Origin of the sequence: Streptomyces sp. NPDC005955 (genome assembly GCF_042871255.1) — a bacterium.
Taxonomy (GTDB): Bacteria; Actinomycetota; Actinomycetes; order Streptomycetales; family Streptomycetaceae; genus Streptomyces.
This window is the reverse complement of sequence record NZ_JBIAIF010000008.1, coordinates 195,299-216,870: the sequence shown is the minus strand read 5'-3', so window position 1 is coordinate 216,870 and position 21,572 is coordinate 195,299. Positions and strand designations below refer to the sequence as shown.

At 71.9% G+C, this 21,572-nt stretch carries 21 protein-coding genes; 10 read left to right on the top strand and 11 right to left on the bottom strand.

What is annotated here, in order from left to right; genetic code table 11:
• The first annotated feature begins 1 nt into the window (after window position 1).
• On the top strand, window positions 2-985 hold the full coding sequence (locus tag ACFYOU_RS21205; RefSeq protein WP_391307520.1) for a methyltransferase: 984 nt from the start codon (window positions 2-4) through the stop codon (window positions 983-985).
• Window positions 982-2,103, top strand: a complete 1,122-nt coding sequence (locus tag ACFYOU_RS21200) for a cytochrome P450 (RefSeq protein WP_391307519.1) — start codon at window positions 982-984, stop codon at window positions 2,101-2,103. The genes ACFYOU_RS21205 and ACFYOU_RS21200 overlap by 4 nt, the downstream gene beginning before the upstream one ends.
• Window positions 2,104-2,166: 63 nt before the next feature.
• Here the strand turns inward: ACFYOU_RS21200 and ACFYOU_RS21195 are convergent, their stop codons facing one another.
• Genes ACFYOU_RS21195 through ACFYOU_RS21185 form a run of 3 tightly spaced genes read right to left on the bottom strand, consistent with a single transcriptional unit; the run spans window position 2,167 to window position 3,652 of the window.
• A complete protein-coding gene (locus tag ACFYOU_RS21195; RefSeq protein WP_391307517.1) occupies window positions 2,167-3,000 on the bottom strand; it encodes an SDR family NAD(P)-dependent oxidoreductase in 834 nt (277 codons plus the stop codon).
• The gene (locus tag ACFYOU_RS21190) at window positions 2,997-3,245 is read right to left on the bottom strand and encodes a hypothetical protein (protein ID WP_391307515.1); all 249 of its coding nucleotides are present in this window, start codon (window positions 3,243-3,245) and stop codon (window positions 2,997-2,999) included. The genes ACFYOU_RS21195 and ACFYOU_RS21190 overlap by 4 nt, the downstream gene beginning before the upstream one ends.
• Window positions 3,246-3,253: 8 nt before the next feature.
• Complete coding sequence (locus ACFYOU_RS21185; RefSeq protein WP_391307513.1) at window positions 3,254-3,652, bottom strand: VOC family protein; 399 nt, start codon at window positions 3,650-3,652, stop codon at window positions 3,254-3,256.
• A 125-nt stretch (window positions 3,653-3,777) separates the two neighbouring features.
• Here ACFYOU_RS21185 and ACFYOU_RS21180 point away from each other — a divergent pair, with 125 nt between their 5' ends.
• Window positions 3,778-4,668, top strand: coding sequence for a LysR substrate-binding domain-containing protein (locus ACFYOU_RS21180; RefSeq protein ID WP_391307511.1), 891 nt, complete (start codon window positions 3,778-3,780; stop codon window positions 4,666-4,668).
• A 140-nt stretch (window positions 4,669-4,808) separates the two neighbouring features.
• Here ACFYOU_RS21180 and ACFYOU_RS21175 read toward each other — a convergent pair whose 3' ends face one another.
• The 5 genes from ACFYOU_RS21175 to ispH form a co-directional block, all read right to left on the bottom strand.
• The gene (locus ACFYOU_RS21175; protein ID WP_391307509.1) at window positions 4,809-6,287 is read right to left on the bottom strand and encodes a prenyltransferase/squalene oxidase repeat-containing protein; all 1,479 of its coding nucleotides are present in this window, start codon (window positions 6,285-6,287) and stop codon (window positions 4,809-4,811) included.
• A 222-nt stretch (window positions 6,288-6,509) separates the two neighbouring features.
• Window positions 6,510-7,598, bottom strand: a complete 1,089-nt coding sequence (locus ACFYOU_RS21170; protein WP_391307507.1) for a polyprenyl synthetase family protein — start codon at window positions 7,596-7,598, stop codon at window positions 6,510-6,512.
• A complete protein-coding gene (gene ispG / locus ACFYOU_RS21165; RefSeq protein ID WP_391307505.1) occupies window positions 7,595-8,737 on the bottom strand; it encodes a flavodoxin-dependent (E)-4-hydroxy-3-methylbut-2-enyl-diphosphate synthase in 1,143 nt (380 codons plus the stop codon). Before ispG ends, ACFYOU_RS21170 begins: the two co-directional genes overlap by 4 nt.
• Window positions 8,734-10,593 (bottom strand): 1-deoxy-D-xylulose-5-phosphate synthase, encoded by a 1,860-nt coding sequence (locus ACFYOU_RS21160; protein WP_391307504.1) that lies wholly within the window; start codon window positions 10,591-10,593, stop codon window positions 8,734-8,736. The genes ispG and ACFYOU_RS21160 overlap by 4 nt, the downstream gene beginning before the upstream one ends.
• Window positions 10,590-11,906: a 4-hydroxy-3-methylbut-2-enyl diphosphate reductase gene (ispH, locus tag ACFYOU_RS21155; RefSeq protein ID WP_391307502.1), complete on the bottom strand. Its 1,317-nt coding sequence runs from the start codon at window positions 11,904-11,906 to the stop codon at window positions 10,590-10,592. The genes ACFYOU_RS21160 and ispH overlap by 4 nt, the downstream gene beginning before the upstream one ends.
• A gap of 270 nt (window positions 11,907-12,176) precedes the next feature.
• Between ispH and ACFYOU_RS21150 the strand changes: the two genes are divergently transcribed.
• The 4 genes from ACFYOU_RS21150 (at window position 12,177) to ACFYOU_RS21135 (ending at window position 16,323) form a co-directional block, all read left to right on the top strand.
• A complete protein-coding gene (locus ACFYOU_RS21150; RefSeq protein ID WP_391307500.1) occupies window positions 12,177-13,517 on the top strand; it encodes a hypothetical protein in 1,341 nt (446 codons plus the stop codon).
• Window positions 13,518-14,411: 894 nt separating this feature from the next.
• A complete protein-coding gene (locus ACFYOU_RS21145) occupies window positions 14,412-15,350 on the top strand; it encodes a HipA family kinase (RefSeq protein ID WP_391307498.1) in 939 nt (312 codons plus the stop codon).
• Window positions 15,351-15,423: 73 nt separating this feature from the next.
• Window positions 15,424-15,729: a SelT/SelW/SelH family protein gene (locus tag ACFYOU_RS21140; RefSeq protein WP_391307496.1), complete on the top strand. Its 306-nt coding sequence runs from the start codon at window positions 15,424-15,426 to the stop codon at window positions 15,727-15,729.
• 276 nt (window positions 15,730-16,005) lie between these two features.
• Complete coding sequence (locus ACFYOU_RS21135) at window positions 16,006-16,323, top strand: DUF5955 family protein (protein ID WP_389763499.1); 318 nt, start codon at window positions 16,006-16,008, stop codon at window positions 16,321-16,323.
• 41 nt (window positions 16,324-16,364) lie between these two features.
• On the opposite strand, the gene ACFYOU_RS21130 is transcribed toward ACFYOU_RS21135, so the two are convergent.
• Window positions 16,365-17,177: an IclR family transcriptional regulator C-terminal domain-containing protein gene (locus ACFYOU_RS21130; protein WP_391307495.1), complete on the bottom strand. Its 813-nt coding sequence runs from the start codon at window positions 17,175-17,177 to the stop codon at window positions 16,365-16,367.
• 159 nt (window positions 17,178-17,336) lie between these two features.
• Window positions 17,337-17,543 (bottom strand): hypothetical protein, encoded by a 207-nt coding sequence (locus ACFYOU_RS21125; RefSeq protein WP_391307493.1) that lies wholly within the window; start codon window positions 17,541-17,543, stop codon window positions 17,337-17,339.
• Window positions 17,544-17,722: 179 nt separating this feature from the next.
• Between ACFYOU_RS21125 and ACFYOU_RS21120 the strand changes: the two genes are divergently transcribed.
• Together ACFYOU_RS21120 and ACFYOU_RS21115 are read left to right on the top strand one after the other, a co-directional pair.
• Window positions 17,723-18,979 carry a histidine kinase gene (locus tag ACFYOU_RS21120; protein WP_391307492.1) on the top strand — a complete coding sequence of 419 codons (1,257 nt, stop codon included), beginning with the start codon at window positions 17,723-17,725 and terminating at the stop codon, window positions 18,977-18,979.
• The gene (locus ACFYOU_RS21115) at window positions 18,976-19,647 is read left to right on the top strand and encodes a response regulator (protein WP_391307490.1); all 672 of its coding nucleotides are present in this window, start codon (window positions 18,976-18,978) and stop codon (window positions 19,645-19,647) included. The genes ACFYOU_RS21120 and ACFYOU_RS21115 overlap by 4 nt, the downstream gene beginning before the upstream one ends.
• A gap of 15 nt (window positions 19,648-19,662) precedes the next feature.
• Here ACFYOU_RS21115 and ACFYOU_RS21110 read toward each other — a convergent pair whose 3' ends face one another.
• A complete protein-coding gene (locus ACFYOU_RS21110; protein WP_391307488.1) occupies window positions 19,663-20,667 on the bottom strand; it encodes a Gfo/Idh/MocA family oxidoreductase in 1,005 nt (334 codons plus the stop codon).
• Between the two features lie 102 nt (window positions 20,668-20,769).
• Here ACFYOU_RS21110 and ACFYOU_RS21105 point away from each other — a divergent pair, with 102 nt between their 5' ends.
• On the top strand, window positions 20,770-21,534 hold the full coding sequence (locus tag ACFYOU_RS21105) for a UTRA domain-containing protein (protein WP_391307486.1): 765 nt from the start codon (window positions 20,770-20,772) through the stop codon (window positions 21,532-21,534).
• Window positions 21,535-21,572: the final 38 nt, after the last annotated feature.

Below are 21,572 nucleotides of genomic sequence, written 5' to 3'. Positions count from 1 at the left end.
CATGCCATTGCCCCAAGGATCCTCTGGTGTCCCGGCCCCGGTGCTGGACCGGCTCGGCGCGGCCGGGTACCGGGCCATGATCGCCGGTGTGCGGCTCGGGGTGTTCACCGCGCTGGAAGCCGGCCCGTTGTCCGTCGAGGAACTGGCCACCGCCATCGACGGCGACCCGGCCGGAGTGCGCAGCCTGGTGCACGTCCTGGTGACCTTCGGCTACCTGCGGCGTGACGGCGACTCCGACGGGGTCACGACCGCCGCGACACCCGGCCCGGTGGACGCCGAACTGTTCTGGCACGAGGTCCTGTTCGAGCACTGGGCCGACGTCGAGGACACCATCCGTACCGGCACGCCCCGCCGCGGCTTCTACACCTGGCTGAGCGAACGCCCCGCCTCCGGGGCCCGCCTGCGCCGGATGCTCGCCGGCGCCGCCGTGGACCTGGCCGATGACATCGCCGCCGCACTGCCCCCCGCGGCGACCGTCCTGGACATCGGGGGCGGCCACGGCGACCACGCCGTGGAACTGTGCCGCCGTCGCCCGGACGTGCGGATCACCGTCTTCGACCTGCCCGAGACGATCACGGCCCTGCGCGAGGACGCCCCGCCGGACCGGGTGACGGCGCAGGCGGGCGACTACCTCACCGACGATCTGGGCTCCGGGCACGACCTGGTACTGCTGTTCAACGTCCTGCACGGCCACCGCCCCGAGGAGTGCCGCGAGCTGTTCCGCCGCGCGGCGAAATCGCTGTCCCCCACGGGAAGCATCGCCATCCTCGACCACGACCGGGAACCACCGGCCGGGCTCGGCCCCGCCGCGGCCGGGTACCTCAGCATGTTCGACCTGACCCTGTGGCAGGGCCACGCCGGCGGCGTGCACCGCTACGCCGACCTCGCGGCATGGCTGGGCGAGGCCGGGCTCACCGAGTCGCGGGTCGTGCCGCTCGCCGCGTCCCCGCTGGAGAAGCTGCTGATCGCCGGCCGGCCGTCGTGACCGCTGACCCGTACCCGGGCTACGCCTGGTTGCGCGAGCACGACCCGGTCTGCCCCGTCGACGACCCCCACGCCCCGGGCCGGACGTGGCTGGTGACCCGGTACGACGACGTCCGCGCCTGCCTGGCGGACCGCCGCCTGGGCAGCGGCGCCCCCGTCAACCCCGACCCGCACCCGCCCGGTCTGTCCCAGCTGGACGATCCCGGACACGCCAGGTTGCGCCGGCTCGTTGCCGCGGCGTTCACCCCCGCCGCCGTGTCCCGCCTGCGCGAGCGCACCGCCCGGACCTGCGCACGCGCCATCGAGTCGTTCGCCGGGCGGGGTCGCGCGGACCTCGTCGCCGAATACACCCGGGAGGTCCCGGTCGCCGTCGTGCACGACCTGCTGGGCGTCCCGGAAACCGAGCGCGCGCCCGCCGCCGACGTGCTGGACATGTGGTACCGCGCGAAGTTCCAGCAGCCGCGTGACGAGGCGAAGTTGACCGAGGTGCTGGGCTACGTCCGGAAGCTGGTGGCCTACAAACGCGCGCACCCGGGGGACGACCTGCCCACGCGGTTGATCGAGTCGGGCGCGCTGACCGGTGACGAACTGGAGGTCATGGTCATGACGGTGATCGGCGCCGGTCACATCACCATGATCCAGTTCCTCGGCACCACCATCCTGCGCCTGCTCGACCACCCCGGCCAACGAGCCGCCCTGCTCGGTGGCGACATCGACTGGTCCCGGGCGATCAACGAACTGCTGCGCCTGGACCCGCCGGACCACGTGGCGGAGTACCGGTACGCGGGCGAGGACCTGACGATCGCGGACGCCCGCGTGGCGAAGGGCGACGTGGTGCTGCTGTCGCTGGCGGCGGCGAACCGCGACCCGAACCGATTCCCCGACCCCGGCGCCCTGGACCTCACCCGTGACGCCCGCCCGCACCTGGCGCTCGGCCACGGCGCGCACACCTGCCTGGGCAGCCATCTGGTGAGGCTGGAGACGGAGATCGCGATCACCACGTTGTTCGGCCGCCTGCCGGACCTGACCCTGGACGTCCCGAGCGGCGAGGTCGACTGGGGCTACGCCCCGACGTTCCGCGGCCCCCGGGCCCTCCCAGTCACCTTCACCCCTCCGTGAGCCGGTGACCTGGTCACCACGGGAGGACGCGCCGTCCTGCGCCGGTAGAACGGGCGCGGAGGTTCAGGCAGGTGCGGGCGTTGCCTCCTCGGCCGCACGGCTGACCCGTTCCCATGCCGCCCAGGTGTCCATCCGCTTCCGCGAGAGGTCGAAGGCGAGGTCGTAGACCATGCTGCCGAACAGCAGGCGCAGCGGAGGGTCGTCGCTGCCCACGAGTTCCAGCAGGGCCCGGGCCGCCAGTCGTGGCGCGCTGTCGACCGAACCGTCCGCCCACTGCTGCTCCAGTTCGGCGCGCAGCCCGGCGTACTCGGGGCGGGGTTCGGTGGACAGGACGCTGGTGTACAGGTCCGTCCAGTACCCACCCGGCTGCGCGATGCTCACCTTGACGCCGAACCGTGCGGCCTCGTGGGCGAGTGCCTCGCTCAGGCCCTCCAGTGCGAACTTGCTCGCGCTGTACAGGCCGGTCGAGGGAAAACCGCCGAGTGCGGCGATGCTGGAGATCTGCACGATGTGCCCGGAACCCTGCCGTCTCAGGAACGGCAGCGCGGCCTGGCTGACCCAGAGCGCGCCGAAGAAGTTCACGTCGAACTGGGCCCGTGCCTGGGCCTCGGTGAACTCCTCGATCATGCCGTTGGACATGAACCCCGCGTTGTTCACCACCACGTCAAGCCTGCCGTAGTGCTCGACGGCGGTGGCGACGCCGGCGAAGACCGCCGCACGGTCGGTGACGTCCACGGGCAGGGTGAGGAGCCGGCCGGGGTGGGCCGCGACCAGGTCTTCGAGCCCCTCGGTGCTCCTGGAGGCGGTGGTCACCGAGTCTCCGGATTCCAGCGCCGCCTGGGTGAAGGCCCTGCCCAGACCGCGGCTGCCTCCGGTGATGAACCAGACTCGGCTCATGAGGTGTGTCCTTCCTTCAGATGGTCCGCTGTCAGGTGGTCCGCGATCAGGTGGTCCGCGATGCGGTGCCGCACCTCGGCCCGTCCTGCGCGCAGTTCGGTGGCGGACGCCGTCCACGCGAACACCGGGTCGTGCGTGACCGCGTGCTTGCGGTGGACGGTCAACGGGTGCGGATCGCTCGTGGCGCGGGTGGGCACGGCGTCCCTTTCGGTCCATGCGAAGACCGTCCACGTGACCCACGGCATGGCGTGCATCAGACGTCGGCCTCGGTGATCCATTCGACGAGCTGGACCACCACTCCGTTGGGGTCGGTGAGTTGCAGGAGCTTCTCGCCCCACGGCTCGGTGCGCAGCGGCATGGTGATGTTGGCCCCTTCCGCACGCAGTCGTTGCTCCTCAGCGGCGATGTCCTCCACGGTGAACGCCACGATGATTCCGCTCGCCCGCTGGTGCCGCTGGTCCTCGGGGAGCACCTCGGTGCCGCGGCGCAGCAGGACGAGATCGGCTGCGGCATACTGCCCGGTCGAGGACGTCAAAGAGGCGAAGTCGGTGGTGGCCAAGATCTGGCCGAAACCTAGATGAGCGGTGAAGAAGTCTTTGGAGGCGGCCACGTCCTCGACGGTCAGTGACACGGTGGACTTGGTGATCTTCATGGGGTTCCTGTCTCGCACTATCATCGGCGCTCTGACCTGCGAAGCCTCGCATTCTGGGGTCTCCCGGAACAACGGCAAAGGCTGCAACGGTGCGTTAACACAGAGGTTCACGATCAGGGGGCAAGGTGGAGACCCGAGACATCGAGATATTCCTGACCCTCGCGGACGAGCTCCATTTCGGCAGGACGGCAGAGCGGCTGAGGGTGTCGGTGGCACGAGTCAGCCAGGCGATCAAGAAGCAGGAGCGCGGGGTCGGCGCGAAGCTCTTCGAGAGGACCAGCCGGTCCGTGCGGCTGACGGCGGTCGGCGAGCAGTTGAAGGCGGACCTCGGGCCGATCTACCAGGGCTTGAGCGAGAGTCTGGAGCGGGCCAGGCTGGCCGCACAGGGGAAAACGGGCGTTCTCCGTATCGGCATGCTGCCCAGCAACGCCTATGACCTGCGGCCCTATTGGGAAGCCTTCCGTGCGCGGTGTCCCGAGTGGGGGCTCCAGATCCGGAACGTGCCGTTCCAAAGACCGTTCGAGCCGCTCCGTTCCGGGGAGGTCGACGTCATGGTGTCGTGGCTTCCTGTCGAGGAGCCCGATCTGACCGTCGGGCCGGTCCTGTTCACGGAGCCTCGGGTGATGGTGGTGAGCCCCGACCACGAACTGGCGGACAGGCGTTCGGTGTCCGCTGAGGCGTTCGGTGACCACGGTGTCCTCAAGGGCCCGGACAACCTGCCGGACTACTGGGAGGACGCCTTCTCCCCCTTCCGTACTCCCCGTGGACGCCCCATCGAGCGACACATAGTCGTGCCGAACTTGGACAACCTGTTCACCATCGTCAGCACGAGCCAGGTCACCCACGTCCTCGGCGCCCACGTCCTTCGGTTTCACGTCCGCCCGGACATCGTGTACCTGCCCGTCCACGACGGACCTCGGCTGAGCTGGGGCCTGGTCTGGTCAAGTGACAGGGAATCCGCCCCGGTCCGAACCCTTGCCCAGGTGGTTCGCGACCTGGGCGGCTGGACCGCCTGAAGCCGCCTGCCCTTCCCCCGTGTCCCAGCCGATGACCTGGGCGGGGACGGTGCCGTTCTGGCCGGTCGGGCCGCCGGTCACGGCGGCCCCGCTTCCGAGTGCACGTCGACGGCGAAGCGTTCGGGTGGGCCGAGGGCGCCCTACAGGTGCGCGGTTGCCAGATGAAGGGCCGAAATGATCGCGGACCGCGTCAGGTGGGGTGCGGTGAAGAGTCCTCGGCCGTTCCACATCTCGCCGTACTGCGTGTCGTTGTCGTCGAGGTGGTGGCAGAGGTAGGCGAACGCCCGCGTCAGGGGCGAGGTGTCCGTCGTGAGCCCGGCCCGTACGAGGGCATCCAGGGCGAGGACGGCGTACGCGGTTTCCTCGGGCTGTCCTTGAGCGGCTCCCCAGGAACCGTTGGGATGCTGGGTTTCCCGCAGCCACCGTGCCGTCCTCTCCAGGAGTTTCGGTGCGGTGGAAGCCAGGCCGAAGGCGACGTGCGCTGTCGCGTAGTACGGGGAGGTGTGCCACTTGTCGTACCAGTAGGCGCCGTCGATGCGTTGGTCGGCGATGTATCCGGCGGCCTTCTCGATCTGGGGTGCATAGCGCCGCGGCTCGGTACCGAATGCTTCGGCGACCCGGGCATTGACGGCCACCGAACCGTCCCGTTCGAACTCGTAGCAGGTGAAGTAGCTGTCCCGCTCGAAGGTCAACAGGTGGGGCAGGTAGGGCGTGACGTCGGTGCCCGCCCGGTGGAGGATGGTCATCGCCATGGCCGTGTCGTCGGCGTCGGGGAGCGGGAAGGTCGCGCTCATGGTGACGACACCGTCGGTGTCGAGGACGGCGCGCAACGTCGCCAGGTGCTGGTCGATGCCGGCGGGGCGCAGTCCGGCCCGGACGATCGGGTAGAGGGCCCAGCCGAGGATGAAGATCTCGATGGGGGCGAGTTCGGGGAAGCCGCCGTCGGGGGACCGTGCGGCGAGGCGGCGCAGGAAGCTCTCGGCGGCGGCGTTCTCGCCGTGGCGGCACAGCGCCGCGGTGGCCGCCGGTGAGCAGCCGATGCTTCCGTCTTCCGCCTGGAAGCGCTCGGCCTGCCGGGCGAGGAGCTGCGGGCTGACGAGTTCGGCCGAGTACAGCAGGGGGGAAGGCGCGTCGCTGGGCAGTACTGCGGGGAGCCGGCCGAGTTTGGCGGTGCGGAGTTGCTCGATGTCGGCGAAGCGCTCGGCCGGCAGGTTCAGGCCCGCGCGGCGGCCCTGGTCCAGCAGGTACGGCACGGCCAGTTCGAAGGCGGACGTCTGGTGGGGGGAGGTGCGCCAGTCCTCGGAGTGTCCCCACAGGTAGTGCACGCCGGCCTGGACCGCGCTCTTGGCCCACGGCTCGCCGCACCGGCCCAGGGAGGCCACTGCGGCGAGGGTCGAGACCAGGCGGTCGACCGGCACGGGGAGCGTGCCGCCCCAGGAACCGTCGGCGTGCTGATGGTGGCGCAGCCAGTCCAGGGCCTGGGGAAACCAGGGGGTTCCGGCGGCGTCGCGCAGGCCGGCGACGAACGCGGTGTTGTAGGTGTTCGAGCTGGTGGGGTTGGAGTCCAGCGTGGCGAGAAGGTGTGCCGCGCGCTGGGTGAGACCGGGCGGTGGGATCATGGTGCGGCCCTCACTGGTCGTGAACTCGCTGTGGGCACCGACGGAGCCGGACCCCGTGCGCGGTCCGGGCCGAGTGCCTGTGGCTTCTGTCGTGCGCCGGACGGCCCGTCCGTGGTCCCTGCGCGGCTCTTCGGGAAGGGCGGCGGCGAAGCACTCGTCCGTCGTCCCGACGTCCCGGTGGCCGAGTTCGGCGAGCCGGTCCGCGCCGTCCGGGGGCGGTCGTCATGCGGACCTCCGGACGGCGCTGTCCGCGAACTCCTCCAGAAGGCGTGCGGACCCCGCCTCCAGCGGTGCGGCGCGGAGGTGTGTCAGGGCCTGTCCGTACCGTTCGGTGATCATGGTTTCGACCCGTTGGACGGCACCGGTGGCGGCGATGATGCTGCGGGCGGTGGCGGCCTGGTGCTGGGTGAGGCCACGGTGGCCGAGGAGGGGGCGGAGCCGGTCGGCCTGGGCGCGGGTGGCGTGACGCAGGGCGAGGGCGATGAGGACGGTGGCTTTGCCTTCGCGCAGGTCGTCGAGTGCGGGTTTGCCGGTACGGCTGGGGTCGCCGAAGACGCCGAGGAGGTCGTCGCGGAGCTGGAAGGCTTCGCCCAGGGGGATGGCGAACGCGGACAGCGCGTCGAGCAGGCTCCGTTCGGCGCCGGCGAGGGCGGCGCCGATGTGCAGGGGGCGTTCGATGGTGTACTTGGCGGTCTTGTAGCGGCAGATCGCCAGTGCCCGGCTGACGTCGACGCTGCCGGTGCTGGTGGCAGTGACGTCGAGGTACTGGCCGTACATGACCTCGGTGCGCATGGCGTCGAGCAGGGGCAGGACGCGGGTGAGCTGCCGGTCGCTGAGGCCGGCGGTGTGCAGGAGTTCGTCGGACCAGGTGAGCGCGAGGTCGCCGATGAGGACGGCGGCGCTGGCGCCGAGTCGGTTGGCCGTGGCGGCGGTGCGGCCGGGGGCGTGTCGGGTGGCGAGGGCGCGGTGGAGGGTGGGGTGTCCACGGCGGAAGTCCGAGCGGTCCATGACGTCGTCGTGGATCAGGCAGAAGGCGTGGAACATCTCCAGGCTGGCGGCGGTCCTGACGACCGGGAGCGGGCGGCCGCGCCCTCCGGCGACCTGCCAGCCCGTCAGACAGAGGAGGGGGCGGACGCGTTTGCCGCCGGCGGCCAGGAAGTCCGCCAGGAGTGCGGTCACTTCCCCCGGCAGGTGCTGTCCGGCCGCGGCGCTCGCTTTGTCGGTGAGGAAGGCGTCGAGGGCGGCGTCGATCCTGGCGCGGGCCCGGTCCAGGCCGGCGCCGTCGGGTTGGGCCGGGGCCGTGGTGGTCATGAGGGGTCCTGTGGCGGTGCCGGGGTGTCCTGGGGAACCGGTTCGTCGGTGAGGCGGAGCGCTTCGTCGAGGAGGGCTTCGACGATCTTGTTCTCAGGGACGGTGCGGATGATCCGGCCCCGGCGGAAGATGCGGCCCTTGCCGTTGCCGCAGGAGACGCCGAGGTCGGCTTCCCGGGCCTCGCCGGGTCCGTTGACGACGCAGCCCATGACGGCGATGCGCAGGGGGTGGGGGAAGTCGTCGAAGGCGGCTTCGACCTGGGTGGCGAGGCGGTGGATGTCGACCTGGAGGCGGCCGCAGCCGGGGCAGGAGACGATCTCCAGCTTGCGGGGGCGCAGTCCGAGGGAGGAGAGGATGTGGCAGCCCGCCTTCACCTGTTCCACGGGTGGGGCGGAGAGGGAGACCCGGAGGGTGTCGCCGATGCCCTCGCCGAGGAGGATGCCGAAGGCGACGGCGGTCTTGATGGAGCCCTGGAAGGCGGGTCCGGCTTCGGTGACACCGAGGTGGAGCGGGTAGTCGCAGGCGTCGGCGAGGAGGCGGTTCGCGGCGATCACCGTGCCCGGGTCATGGTGCTTGACCGCTATCTTCAGCTGGGTGAAGCCGTGTTCCTCGAAGAGGGAACACTCCCAGAGGGCGGATTCCACCAGGGCTTCGGGGGTGGCCCGGCCGTGTTTGGCCAGGAGGCGGGGGTCGAGGGAGCCTGCGTTGACGCCGATCCGGATGGGAACCCCCGCCGCTGCGGCGGCCTTGGCGATCTCGGCGACCCGGTCGTCGAACGCGCGGATGTTGCCGGGGTTCACCCGTACGGCGGCGCAGCCGGCGTCGATGGCGGCGAAGACGTAGCGGGGCTGGAAGTGGATGTCGGCGATCACCGGCAGCGTCGACCGGGCGACGATGAGGGGAAGGGCGTCGGCGTCGTCCTGGGAGGGTACGGCGACGCGGACGATGTCGCAGCCCGCTGCGGTGATCTCGGCGATCTGCTGGAGAGTGGCGTCCACGTCCGCGGTGGGGGTGGTGGTCATGGTCTGGACGGAGACCGGGGCGCCGCCGCCCACCAGGACGTCGCCGACGTGGAGTTGGCGGGTGCGGCGCCGCTGCGGAGCGCGGGGGCGCGCGGGCAGGCCGAGGTCGGTGGTCATCGTGTCCTGCCTTCTCGCTCGGGCTGCTGGGTGTGGTGCGGGAGCCCGGCGCGGGCCCGGAGCACGGCGTGGACGATGCCTCGGCTGTCGAGGCCCGCCGCGCCGAGGAGACCAGCGCGGGTCGCATGGGGGAGGAAGCGGTGCGGCAGCCCCAGGGCGCGCGTGGGCACGGTGTTCCCCGTGTCGGTGAGTGCCTGGGCGACGGCCGTTCCCATGCCGCCGGAGCGGATGCCGTCCTCGACGGTGACCACCAGGCGGTGGCGCGCGGCGAGTTCGGTGAGCTGGTGGGGGACGGGCAGGGCCCAGCGGGGGTCGGCGACGGTGCATCCGACCCCCCGGCGGTCGAGCTCGGCGGCGGCTTCGACGGCCGCCGCGGCGAGCGGGCCCGCGGCGACGAGCAGGACGTCCCGGACTCCGGAACGGAACAGGACGTCGACGGGGCCGTGCCGTTCCAGGGCCTCGACATCGCCTGCGGCTTGGGCCTTGGGGAAGCGCAGGGCGGTGGGTCCGGCCTGGTGGCTGACGGCCTCGGTGAGGAGCTCCCGCAGTTGTGCGGCGTCGCGGGGAACGGCCACCCGTAACCCGGGGACGGCGCTGAGGAGTGCCAGGTCCCATATGCCGTGGTGCGAGGGGCCGTCGGGACCGGTGATCCCCGCGCGGTCCAGGACGAAGGTCACCGGCAGACCGTGCAGGGCCACATCCATCAGGACCTGGTCGAACGCGCGGCCCAGGAACGTCGCGTAGACGGCCACGACGGGGTGGAAGCCGTCCATCGCCAGCCCGGCCGCCGACGTGGCCGCGTGCGCCTCCGCTATCCCCACGTCGAAGACCCGGTCGGGAAACTTCTCCCGCATCAGGTGCAGTCCGGTGGGCCGCAGCATCGACGCGGTGATCGCCACCATGCGCGGGTGTTCCGCCGCCACGGACACGAGTTCGTGCGCGAAGACACTCGTCCACGACCGACCCGGGGCCTTGGCGGCAGCGGTGGGGCGGCCGGTGGAGGGATCGACGACACCGACCGCGTGCAGGCAGTCCGCCTCGTCCGCCTCCGCGAGCGGATATCCCCGGCCCTTGACCGTCACCACGTGTACGAGGACCGGACGGGCCAGCGACCGCGCCCGGCGCAGCGCCTTCTCGACCGCGGCCGTGTCATGACCGTCGACCGGTCCGACGTAGCAGAAACCCAGATCGGTGAACACGTTCCGGTGTCCCGGGCGGTCCGCTGTCCCGGTTCCCGGCCGCTTCAGTGTGCCCAGCTGGTCGGCGAGGGCACCGGCGGTGGGGGCGTAGGAGCGGCCGTTGTCGTTGAGCACCACGATCACCGGACGTGAGGGGGCGGCGCCGAGGTTGTTCAGGCCCTCCCAGGCCGGCCCGCCCGTGAGGGCGCCGTCGCCGATGACGGCCACCACCGCGCGGCCCCTCTCACCGCTGAGGGCCCGCGCCTTGGCGAGGCCGTCCGCGTAGGAGAGGGCGGTCGAGGCGTGGGAGTTCTCCACCAGGTCGTGGGGCGACTCTGCCCGCGACGGATACCCCGACATGCCGTCGGCCTGCCGAAGCGATCCGAAATCCCTGCCGCGGTCGGTCAGCAGCTTGTGGACGTAGGTCTGGTGCCCGGTGTCGAAGACGAGCGTGTCGCTGGGCGAGTCGAACACCCGGTGCAGCGCGAGGGTGAGCTCCACCACCCCCAGGTTCGGGCCCAGATGACCGCCCGTCGCGCACACCGTCTCCACCAGGAACGCCCTGATCTCCGCCGCCAGCTCGCCCAGCCGTTCCCCGGGCAGGGCCCGCAGCGCCGCCGGGGTTTCGGCCTTCGCCAGCAGCGGGAAACGGGCGGCGTACGTGCTGGTCGTGCTCATCGGGTCGTCCTGACCGCGGCGGGCGGTGCGAAGTAGGTGTCCTCGGTCGTGGTGATCCGTTCCTGCACGGTGAGCGGCCCCAGCCCGGCCAGCGCGGAAAGGGTCTGCCGGACCAGGTCATGCGGGGCGGACGCCCCGGCGCTGAGCCCGACCGTGGCCGCGTTGCGCAGCCAGTCCGGCCGGATGCGGGAGCAGTCCTCGATCAGATGGGCCGGCGTGCCCGCTGTGCGGGCCAGCTCCACGAGCCGAACGGAGTTGGAGGAGTTCTCCGAGCCCAGGACCAGGACGAGGTCCGCCTCGGCGGTGACGGCCTGCAAGGCGTGCTGGCGGTTGGTGGTGGCGTAGCAGATGTCCTCGGAGCCCGGGCCGCGCGCCTGGGGAAAACGTTCCTTGAGCGCGTCGATGGTCGCCCGCGTCTCGTCCACGCCGAGCGTGGTCTGCGTCAGGTACGTGATCTTCGAGGGGTCCGGCAGGTCCAGGCCGGCGATGTCCCGCGCACTGCCGACGACCACGGTGGCGTCGGGGGCCTCGCCCCGGGTGCCCTCGACCTCCTCGTGGCCCGCGTGCCCGATGAGCACGATGCTGTTGCCGCGCTCGGCGTAACGGCGTGCCTCCGCGTGGACCTTGGTCACCAGCGGGCACGTCGCATCGACCACCGTCAGGCTCCTGCGGGCCGCCTCCGCACGGACCTGAGGGGAGACACCGTGGGCGGAGAACACCACCAAGGACCCCGGGGGGACCTCGTCCAGTTCCTCCACGAAGACCGCCCCGCGCTCCGTCAGATCGGCGATGACGTGGGTGTTGTGGACGATCTGCTTGCGCACGAACACCCGCCGGCCACCGGGTCCGTGCTGCTGTTCGAGGAGGGCCTCGACGACGTCGATCGCTCGTTCCACCCCCGCGCAGAACGATCGCGGGGACGCCAGCAGTACCGTCCTGGGCCCCATGACCCGTACCCATGAGTCCACGGCTGCCTCCGCCACCGGCCGTAGGCCCGCCTCGGCGTCCGACACCACCACGGCCACACCACCGGAGCCCTCCGCGTCCAGGGCGTCCCCGGCCCAGTGAGCGCTCGCGGTGGTACGTGCGACGGCGCCCCGGAGACCACGGCCCGGTCCTTCCTCCAGCAGTTGGACCGTCCCCGTGACCACCCGGTGCCCCGCCGCGCTGAGCGCCCCCGCGACCATCGGTGCGGCCGAACAGGAAAGGACCCGCCCGTCGGGCCGTTGCAGGTGGTCCGCAACCAGCATCTGACCGGCGGGCAGTGCTGCTGCCGGGGCGGCGACGTACCAGGACCCAGATGACCGCGACATGTCTGTCCACTCGCATTCAGCACGGGAGATCGGCACCGGCAGGTCTTCACTGCCGAGGAGGACCGCGCGGCGAAGCGGCCACCACCCACGGTGGTGCGCCGGGATTGAGTGACCGATCCAGGCGGGTACCTCCCTTGCAGTACATCCGCCGGAATCCAGTCTGTGCAGGGGTGTCGGGGCGCGAACGTGCTGCGCGTGCTGCGCTCGTGCGCCCTTGTGAAAGCCCCTGTGTCCGGATCATCTTTGGCTAGGGCTGAGAACGGGGAAGCGATGTCTTCTCAGCAACCGAACGCACGGCTCGGGCGACTTCTCACGGAGGCGGGATGGAACGCGACCCTGCTCGCGCGCGCCGTCTCCTCGGTCGCCTCCGAACGCGGCCACGACCTGACCGTGAACCGCTCGACTGCGACGCGCTGGCTCGCCGGAGCGCATCCCCGTCCGCCCGCGCCCACCTACATCCTGGAGGCGCTTTCCCGGCGCCTGGGCAGGCCTCTGGCCGCTGCCGACGCCGGTCTCACCCGAGCCCCTGGCCGCATACCGGACTGGTCCTGGAAGGCAGACCCCGTGCACCATCTGTCCAAGCTCACCCACAGCCAACTCGACCCCCGCAGGGGAGAGGTACTGGGCGTGGACGTCTACAGCCTCGCAGCGCTGGAGGTCCCTGACTGGGAGGACCTGCTCTCACGGACCGTGGCCCGCCGCGCCGGCGTCCTGGCCGGACGCCGCGTGGGCCGCGCGGAAGTGGAGGCGCTCCAGAGCATGACCGTGGTCTTCGCGGCCTCCGCCGGAAGCTTCGGCGGCGGGCACGCCCGCACCGCGCTCACCACCTACCTCGCCGACGACGTCACCCCGTGGCTCCTTTCCGTCGCCACCGAGCAGGTGCACCGACAACTCCTCACCCACACGGCACAGCTCACCATCCTCCTGGGCAACATGTGCGCCGACGACGGCGACAACGTCCTGGCCCAGCACTACCACCGCACGGCCGCCCACCTGGCCGCAGAAGCCGAAGACCCCCACACCTACACCATCGCCCTCAGGGCCCTCGCCTCCCACGCCCTGGACCTCGGCCACCGGCAGCCCTCCCTCGTCCTGACCGAACAGGCGGTCGCCACCGCGACCCGCCACTCCTCACCCCTGGCCCAGTCGTTCACCCAGTCCCAGCTCGCCCTGGCCCACGCACGGGCCAACAACCGTTCCCGAGCCCTCCTCGCGCTGCACAACGCGGAAGTCCTCCACGGCCAGGCGGACCAGAACCTCACCGACCCCTTCGACAGTTACCCGACCGCAGCCCTGCACTATCAGCGCGCCCGAACGCTGACCGCGCTCAGAGACCATCAGGCAGCCGACCGGGCCTACAACGCCTCGCTCCGCGCCCGCGCCCCGCAGGCACGCCGTGCCAGGGCGCTGACCACGGCACTCCTGGCCGAGTCGCAACTGCTCCAGGGCAACCTCGAATCCCTCACCACCTGGAAACGCTTCCTCATCGACTACCCGGGCCTGCGGTCGACCCGCGCCACCGCCTCCCTCACCACCATGCGCCAGGTACTGCGCCCCTACGGCACCCACCCCGAGGTGGCACTCCTGACCGAGGAAGCCGCAGCCCTGTGACACCACGACCCACGCTCTGCACGGGGGCACCACACGTCAGCACCGACGGGAACGACTTCACCCCGGGCTTTCGGGGGCCCGGGCGCACGGTCGGAATCCCGCGCCAACCGGAAACTCTCGTATGCGTCAATCATTCTCGGTCGGCGTTCTCCGATTCTTCGTGAGTGCTTCGAATCGGTGTGAAATTCCCCCGGGGGAGTGGCGCGAATATCCTTCGAGGGTCGTTCTCGTATTTCCGAATGTTGCCTGGTCCGGTGCTGCGGCGGGGCGGGCAGGGGGGATCGCGGCGTGCCGAGATTTCTCGCGCAGGGCGTGCACCGATGGCCGGATGGTCGGAAGTGTTCCGGCGGTGGTCAGGCGTTCCTCCGCCATGTCCGGGCAGATGGCGTAGACGCAAATCGATTCTGCGGGTGGAGTGGCCGGAATCCGGACCGATGCTCCGCAGGTGATTTGCGGTACGCGGGATAAAGATCAAGGATGGATGATCCTTTTTCTTTCAGTCCGCTGGGAGAGCCGGGGGAAACCTCGACGCACGTGCCGGAGGCCGGAGAGCAGACGGGGCTCCCGGGCATGCCGTGCCCCTGGGGTACGGCATGCCCGGGAGCCACACCGTCCGCGCACACGGACCGGGTCCGGCGTCCGGGGCGGGGTGACGACGAAGTGCCCCCGCGGCCCGGCCCGCTCAGCGAGGCTTCGCACGGCTGACACCTCGTGCGCGGTGAAGAGAACGGCCGCAGCCGGCTGGCGCCGGAATCCCCGCAGGGACGCGTGCAGATGCCGCAGAGCCTGGTCCACTGCGGCCCGCTTCGGATGATCCGGGTTCGGCGGGGCACGCCGGTCCCCACGTACCACCGCCGCGGATTCGCCCGGAGCCACGCCGTATAACCTGGGGAAATGCTGACCGAGGTCACCGTCACCCACTACGTGGCGCCCCTGCACGAGGGCGGTTCCGTGCCCGGCATCGTCGAGGCCGACGACCTCGGCACCTATGTCGTCAAGTTCACCGGAGCAGCCCAGGGCCGCCGGGCACTGGTCGCCGAGGTGATCGTCGGGGAGTTGGCGCGCGCCCTCGGGCTCCGCGTACCGGCACTCGTGCGCGCCCACTTCGATCCGGCCGTCGCCGCCCATGAACCGCACCAGGAGGTCCGGGACCTGCTGGCGGCCAGCGCGGGGCTCAACCTCGGGATGGACTACCTCCCGGGAGCCGTGGACTTCGTCCCGGACGCCCCGCCCGCCGCCCTGCGGGTCGACCCGGTGGAGGCCGGGCGGATCATCTGGCTCGACGCGCTCACCGCCAACGTCGACCGCACCCTGCACAGCTCCAACCTGATGGTCTGGCCCACCTTCGGCGGCCCTTCCGTCAACGTCCCCCGGCTGTGGCTGATCGACCACGGGGCGGCCCTCGTCTTCCACCACCGCTGGGAGAGCGCCGACCGGGCCGTGACCAAACGGTACGACTTCCGCCGCCATGCGCTCGGCGGTTACGCCCCCGACACCGCTGCCGCCGATGCCGAACTCGCGCCGCGCGTCACCCGGGACCTGATGCGGGAGATCACCGCCCTGGTGCCCGAGGCCTGGCTGACCGGCGAAGCCGGATTCCCGGACGCCGACGCCGTCCGGGACGCCTACGCGGACCACCTCACCGCCCGCGCCCGGGCGTCCGAGCACTGGCTGCCCACCGACTTCCCCACCCGCGCCCACCTCGCCGAGGAGGACGCCCGTCGCGCGGCGGCCACCGAAGCCGGCCGCCCGGCCTGGCTCAAGCGCGTCCCGGACCTGCACGGCAAGCCCCCGGCGGAGCAGGACTGGTCCGTGCACCTGGACCGAGGCTGACCACCTGCACCGAAGAGCACCTGTACCGAAGAGCACCTGCACCGAAGCTGTACCGAAGCTGAGAGGCCGCACCATGACCGCGCCGCCGACCGACGACACGCCCGCGACCGCGCACCGCGTGCAGATCGAGTACTGCACCCAGTGCCGCTGGCTGCCCCGGGCCGCCTGGCTCGCCCAGGAACTGCTCACCACCTTCGAGGCGGAGTTGAGCGAGTTGTCCCTCGCGCCGGGCACGGGCGGGGTGTTCGTCGTCCGGGTCGACGGCGAGGAGGTCTGGGACCGCAAACGGGACGGGTTCCCGGAGCCGACGGCCGTCAAGCGCCGGGTCCGGGACCGGGTGGCCCCGGGACGCACCCTCGGGCACACGGACCGCCCCTGACCGTGCTGCCGGCAGGTGCAGGACCGATTCAGCACGGTGCCACACCACCCCCCGGAGCGCGCCGGCGCTCCGCGCGCTCCCACGATCGCCAACGCGCCGTCAGATTCGACCGCGCGAAGGACTGTTGGGCAAACGCGAGGGGAAATTCCGTCCGCTCAGTGGCGGGCACCCCGTCCGGTGGCGTTTACTGGCCCGACCCCACGGATCCGACCGGTCCGGACGGGGACGGCGAGCCTTGAGCAAAATGCGCACAACGTAGTGCGCGGGGGGAGAGCTGTGTTGCGGAGCGTGGGACAGAAGCCAGTGACCGGCAGCGACGACGACCCGCGGGTTCTGGAGCTGCGCGCCGCGGTTTCCCGGCTCCGTCGCGAACTCGCGGTGCACCCGGCCGAGTTCCCCGACCGGACGATCGCCGAGGACGAGCTCGCCGCCCTCGACGCGATGACCGTCGACGGCGCCCCCGAGACCCCCCGGTTGCGTCGCTCCCTGCTGCTGATCGCGGGCTCCATCGGCTCGGTGAGCGCGCTGGCCGTGAGCCTGGCCCGGGTCCGCAACGCGGTCGACCTCTTCGGCGGTCCTCCGACGCTGCGCTGACGCACCGTCACGTGCGACGGGACCCCGGTCACCGGTGGGGGTCAGGTCGACGAACCCGCGGTGGCCAACTCGGCGGACAGCTCCCCCGCGACCTGCTGGAGCACCGGGACGATCCGTCGCGTCGCGGCCTCGGTGACCCGCCCCGTGGGACCGGAGATGGAGATCGCCGCGGTGGTCGGCGAGTCGGGCACCCGGACGGCGAGGCACCGCACCCCGAGCTCCTGCTCGTCGTCGTCGACCGCGTAGCCGCGGCGCCGTACGTCCTCCAGCGCGCTGAGGAGCCCCTCCACCGTGGTGATGGTGCGTTCGGTCGCCGGCGGCATCCCCGTACGGCCCAGCAGGGCGCGCACCTCGTCGGGCGGGAGTTGGGCGAGCAGGGCCTTGCCGACACCGGTCGAGTGGGGGAGCGCCCGCCGTCCCACCTCGGTGAACATCCGCACCGAATGCCTGGACGGCACCTGCGCCACGTAGACGATCTCGTCCCCGTCCAACAGGGCCAGGTTCGCGGTCTCGCCGGTCTCCTCGACCAGCCGGGCGAGGTGCGGCCGGGCCCAGGTGCCGAGCAGTCGCGACGCCGACTCCCCGAGGCGGATCAGCCGCGGGCCCAACGCGTAGCGCCGGTTCGCCTGCTGGCGCACGTAGCCGCAGGACACCAGCGTCCGCATCAACCGGTGGATGGTCGGCAGCGGGAGCCCGCTGCTCGCGGACAGCTCGCTCAGGCCGACCTCGCCCCCGGCGTCCGCCATCCGCTCCAGCAGGTCGAAGGCCCGCTCCAGGGACTGCACTCCGCCGCTCGTGGCGGGGGACACCGGGGGTGCGGCGGCGTCGGTGGGGCGGGCGCTGGGCGTCGGCACGGCGCGGTCCTTTCGGGGCGGGCGGGCGAGGGAGCAGCCTACCGGGGGGCCGTCCCCCGCCCCCGGGCACGGCTGCCGTGTTGCCCCGCGGCCCGCGGGGTCTCCGCGACGGGCCGCGGCGCCCCTTCGGCCGCTGCGCGGCGGCCCTCGGAGTTCTGGCTACTTCTCCTGGTTCCGCATGCTCTCCGAGACCCCGAACAGCGCGAACGCGAACAGCAACAGCGCGATGCTGGCGAACAGTTCGTACCCGTCGAGGAATGCCACGTGCCTCAGCAGGCCCCCGTCGCCCCAGCCGAACTCGTTCGTGATCCCCAGGGCGCCCTGCACCAGGGCGACGAAACCAAGAAACCCGCACAGATGCCTCATGGAGGTGATCCTCCTCGGCGCGGACCCCCGTGGGAATCGGCCACCGGACGGTGCCCGCCGGCCGGAAGTCGCGGGTCCGCCCGGGGTCGTCCGCCGATGGTCGAGGGCACGTCAACTTTGGTCGGGGAGCGTGTCGCACGGTACGGGTACACCCGTACGGGTGCGTAGATTTGTCGGTCATGAACGGCCAAGAACTCCCCGTGCCGGCGGAGTCGGTCCCCGCCTTCCGGCTGCGCTGGCTGCTGCCCTCTGCGGTGGCCGCCGAGTTGTACCCGGAACGGGTCAAGGGTCGGTACCCCCGGCGGACCCTGCGCGACTGGATCGTCGACTTCCTGTGCTTCCTGATCGCCGTCACGATCGGGCTGCTCGTGGCGGACAGCATGGTCCAAGACCCGGACGTGCCCGAGCCCTTGATCGTGGCGGACCAGGTGCTGGGCGCCCTCGCCTGCGGTGCGGTGTGGCTGCGCCGCCGCTGGCCGGTCGGGCTCGCGGCGGCCCTGGTCCCGGTGGGGGTGCTGTCCACGACCGCCGCCGGAGCCGCCCTCGTCCTGCTGTTCTCGCTGGCCGTGCACCGACGCTTCGCGTACGTGGCCTGGATCGCGGGCGCCTCCCTCGCGCTCGCCCCGCTGCTCTTCTGGTGGCGCCCGGACCCCGAACTCTCGTACGGCGTGTCCGTCATGTTCACGGTGCTGATGACGGCCACCGTCGTCGGCTGGGGGATGTTCGTCCGCTCGCACCGCGAACTGCTGCTGTCCCTCCGCGACCGGGCCCGGCGTGCCGAGACCGAGGCGGAACTGCGCGCGGAACAGGCCCAACGGCTCGCCCGGGAGTCCATCGCCCGGGAGATGCACGACGTGCTCGCCCACCGGTTGACCCTGCTCAGCGTGCACGCGGGCGCCCTGGAGTTCCGCCCGGACGCCCCCCGGGAGGAGATCGCACGGGCCGCCGGGGTGATCCGGGAGAGTTCCCACGAGGCGCTCCAGGACCTGCGCGAGATCATCGGAGTGCTGCGCACGGGGGAGGGGGAGGAATCCGGCCGCCCGCAACCCACCCTCGCCGCCCTCGACACCCTGGTCGACGAGTCCCGTGCGGCCGGCGCCACGGTACGGCTCGCCAACCGGGTCACCGACCCCCGTGCCGCCCCCGCCTCCGTGGGCCGCACCGCCTACCGCATCGCCCAGGAGGGGCTGACCAACGCCCGCAAGCACGCCCCCGGGGCCGAGGTCACGGTGTGCCTGACCGGCGGCCCCGGGGAGGGGCTGACGGTCACCGTGCACAACCCGGCACCGGCCGGGAAGGTCCCCGCCGTGCCCGGCTCCGGTCAGGGCCTCATCGGCCTCACCGAACGGGCCACCCTCGCCGGTGGCCGGATCGAGCACGGGCCGGACGGCGCCGGGGGCTTCCGGGTCACCGCCTGGCTACCGTGGCCCTCATGACTGCGATCAAGGTGCTGCTGGTGGACGACGACCCGTTGGTCCGCGCGGGTCTGTCCCTGATGCTCGGCGGCGCCGATGACATCGAGATCCTGGGGCAGGCCGGCGACGGCTGCGAGGTCCTCGCCCTGGTGGACCGGCTGGCTCCGGACGTCGTCCTGATGGACATCAGGATGCCCACCGTGGACGGCCTCACCGCCACCGAACTGCTGCGCGCCCGGGCGGGCGCCCCCGAGGTCATCCTGCTGACCACGTTCCACGCCGACGAACAGGTCCTACGGGCGCTGCGGGCGGGGGCCGCCGGCTTCGTGCTCAAGGACACCCAGCCGGCCGAGATCGTGGAAGCGGTGCGCAAGGTCGCCGCCGGGGTGCCCGTCCTGTCGCCGACGGTGACCCGTCAACTCATCAGCAGGGTCGCGGGCGACGACTCCCGGCAGGACCGCAGCCGGCGTGCCCGGGAACGGCTGGCGGCGCTCGGCGAACGGGAGCGGGAGGTCGCCGTGGCCGTCGGGCGCGGGAAGTCGAACGCGGACATCGCCGCCGACCTGTACATGAGCGTCGCCACCGTCAAGACGCACGTGTCCCGCGTCCTGGCCAAGCTCGAACTCAACAACCGGGTGCAGATAGCCCTGTTGACCCATGACGCGGGGTGGCTGCTCGACGACGAGTGACCCGGTGCGGCCCGTTCACGCCCCCGGGACCTCGTCGATCCGCACCGCCCGCCGTTCCCGCCGGGACCGTTCGCAGGCTTCGGCGATGCGCAGCGCCGCCAGCGCCTCGCGCCCGTCACAGGGGTTCGCCCGTTCCCCGCGCACCACGTCCACGAAGGCCGCCAACTCCGCCTCGTACGCGGGGGCGAAGCGTTCGAGGAAGCCGGGCCACGGTTTGTCGGCGGGCGGTGGGCCGGCGGCTTCCGTGGACGCGATCGGGGTGCGGTCGTCCAGCCCGACGGCCACCTGGTCGGCCTCCCCGGCGAGCTCCATCCGGACGTCGTAGCCGGCGCCGTTCAGCCGGGTCGCCGTCGCGGTGGCGAGGATCCCGTCGTCCAGGGTCAGCACCACCGCCGCGGTGTCCACGTCCCCGGCCTCCCGGAACATCGCGGGCCCCGCGTCGGACCCGGCGGCGTACACCTCCACCACCTCCCGTCCGGTCACCCAGCGCAGCGCGTCGAAGTCGTGGACCAGGCAGTCCCGGTAGAGGCCGCCGGACAGCGGGAGGTACGCGGCGGGCGGCGGAGCCGGATCGGAGGTCATCGCCCGTACGGTGTGCAGCCGTCCGAGGCGGCCCTCGCGCACCGCTTCCCTGGCCCGGACGTACCCGAAGTCGAAACGGCGCTGGAAGCCCATCTGGAGGACGGTGCCCGCCGCCTCCACGTCCCGCAGCGCGGACAGGGTGCCCGACAGGTCCAGGGCGATGGGCTTCTCGCAGAAGACCGGCAGCCCGGCCCGGGCCGCCCGGGAGATCAGCTCGGCGTGCGCGGCGGTGGCGGTGGTGATCACCACCGCGTCGACGCCCCAGGTGAAGATCTCGTCCACCCCGGGCGCGGTGGTGGCCCCGATCCGCTGGGCCAGCGCCTGGGCCCGCGCGAGGTCGGCGTCCGTGACGACGAGGGAACCCACCTCGCGGTTGCGGCACAGGGAGGCCGCGTGGAACGTCCCGATGCGGCCCGTCCCGATGAGTCCGATGCGCATGGGTACAAGGTGGAGCCGCCCGCACCCCCTGTCAATGGTTTGTCCGGACAATCGAACCGCATGGCTTCCCGTCCTTGGGCCGGACGGCTACGCTCGCCAACCGTGTCCAGACCAGCAGCCGAACCGCCCGTGACGCTCCACCTCGGTGTGGACCGGAGCAGCCCGGTCCCGCTGTACTTCCAGCTGGCCCAGCAACTCGAAGCGGCGATCGAACGCGGGACGCTCACCCCGGGCAGTCTGCTGGGCAACGAGATAGAACTCGCGGGACGCCTCGGTCTGTCCCGTCCCACCGTCCGCCAGGCGATCCAGTCGCTGGTCGACAAGGGGCTCCTGGTGCGCCGCCGGGGCGTCGGCACCCAGGTGGTCCACAGCCAGGTCAAGCGGCCGCTGGAGCTGAGCAGCCTGTACGACGACCTGGCGGCGGCCGGCCAGCGGCCCGCCACCCGGGTCACCGTCAACGGTCTCGTCCCGGCGACCGCGGAGGTCGCCGTCGCGCTCGGGGTCGCCGAGGGGGCCGAGGTGCACCGCATCGAACGGCTCCGACTGGCCCACGGCGCGCCCCTGGCGTACCTGTGCAACCACCTCCCGGCCGGGCTGCTCGCCCTGGAGACGGCACGGTTGGAGTCCACCGGGCTGTACCGGATGCTGCGGGCCGCCGGGATCACCCTCCACAGCGCCCGCCAGTCGGTGGGCGCCCGGGCCGCCACCGCAGGGGAGGCGGAGCTGTTGGCGGAACCCGAAGGCGCGCCCCTGCTCACCATGGGCCGCACCACCTTCGACGACACCGGGCGCGCCGTGGAGCACGGGGCGCACACCTACCGCGCGTCCCGCTACTCGTTCGAGTTCCACCTGCTCGTCCGCCCCTGAGGCCCCGCTCCGCGCCGGACGCCCCCGCGCACCCGTCC

What these genes read in the sequence shown, in the direction of transcription:
- ACFYOU_RS21205 (WP_391307520.1), top strand. Translation starts at nt 2, where the DNA reads ATGCCATTGCCCCAAGGATCCTCTGGTGTCCCGGCCCCGGTGCTGGAC.
- ACFYOU_RS21195 (WP_391307517.1), bottom strand. Translation starts at nt 3,000, where the DNA reads ATGAGCCGAGTCTGGTTCATCACCGGAGGCAGCCGCGGTCTGGGCAGG.
- ACFYOU_RS21190 (WP_391307515.1), bottom strand. Translation starts at nt 3,245, where the DNA reads ATGCCGTGGGTCACGTGGACGGTCTTCGCATGGACCGAAAGGGACGCC.
- ACFYOU_RS21185 (WP_391307513.1), bottom strand. Translation starts at nt 3,652, where the DNA reads ATGAAGATCACCAAGTCCACCGTGTCACTGACCGTCGAGGACGTGGCC.
- ACFYOU_RS21175 (WP_391307509.1), bottom strand. Translation starts at nt 6,287, where the DNA reads ATGATCCCACCGCCCGGTCTCACCCAGCGCGCGGCACACCTTCTCGCC.
- ACFYOU_RS21170 (WP_391307507.1), bottom strand. Translation starts at nt 7,598, where the DNA reads ATGACCACCACGGCCCCGGCCCAACCCGACGGCGCCGGCCTGGACCGG.
- ispG (WP_391307505.1), bottom strand. Translation starts at nt 8,737, where the DNA reads ATGACCACCGACCTCGGCCTGCCCGCGCGCCCCCGCGCTCCGCAGCGG.
- ACFYOU_RS21160 (WP_391307504.1), bottom strand. Translation starts at nt 10,593, where the DNA reads ATGAGCACGACCAGCACGTACGCCGCCCGTTTCCCGCTGCTGGCGAAG.
- ispH (WP_391307502.1), bottom strand. Translation starts at nt 11,906, where the DNA reads ATGTCGCGGTCATCTGGGTCCTGGTACGTCGCCGCCCCGGCAGCAGCA.
- ACFYOU_RS21150 (WP_391307500.1), top strand. Translation starts at nt 12,177, where the DNA reads ATGTCTTCTCAGCAACCGAACGCACGGCTCGGGCGACTTCTCACGGAG.
- ACFYOU_RS21145 (WP_391307498.1), top strand. Translation starts at nt 14,412, where the DNA reads ATGCTGACCGAGGTCACCGTCACCCACTACGTGGCGCCCCTGCACGAG.
- ACFYOU_RS21140 (WP_391307496.1), top strand. Translation starts at nt 15,424, where the DNA reads ATGACCGCGCCGCCGACCGACGACACGCCCGCGACCGCGCACCGCGTG.
- ACFYOU_RS21125 (WP_391307493.1), bottom strand. Translation starts at nt 17,543, where the DNA reads ATGAGGCATCTGTGCGGGTTTCTTGGTTTCGTCGCCCTGGTGCAGGGC.
- ACFYOU_RS21120 (WP_391307492.1), top strand. Translation starts at nt 17,723, where the DNA reads ATGAACGGCCAAGAACTCCCCGTGCCGGCGGAGTCGGTCCCCGCCTTC.
- ACFYOU_RS21115 (WP_391307490.1), top strand. Translation starts at nt 18,976, where the DNA reads ATGACTGCGATCAAGGTGCTGCTGGTGGACGACGACCCGTTGGTCCGC.
- ACFYOU_RS21110 (WP_391307488.1), bottom strand. Translation starts at nt 20,667, where the DNA reads ATGCGCATCGGACTCATCGGGACGGGCCGCATCGGGACGTTCCACGCG.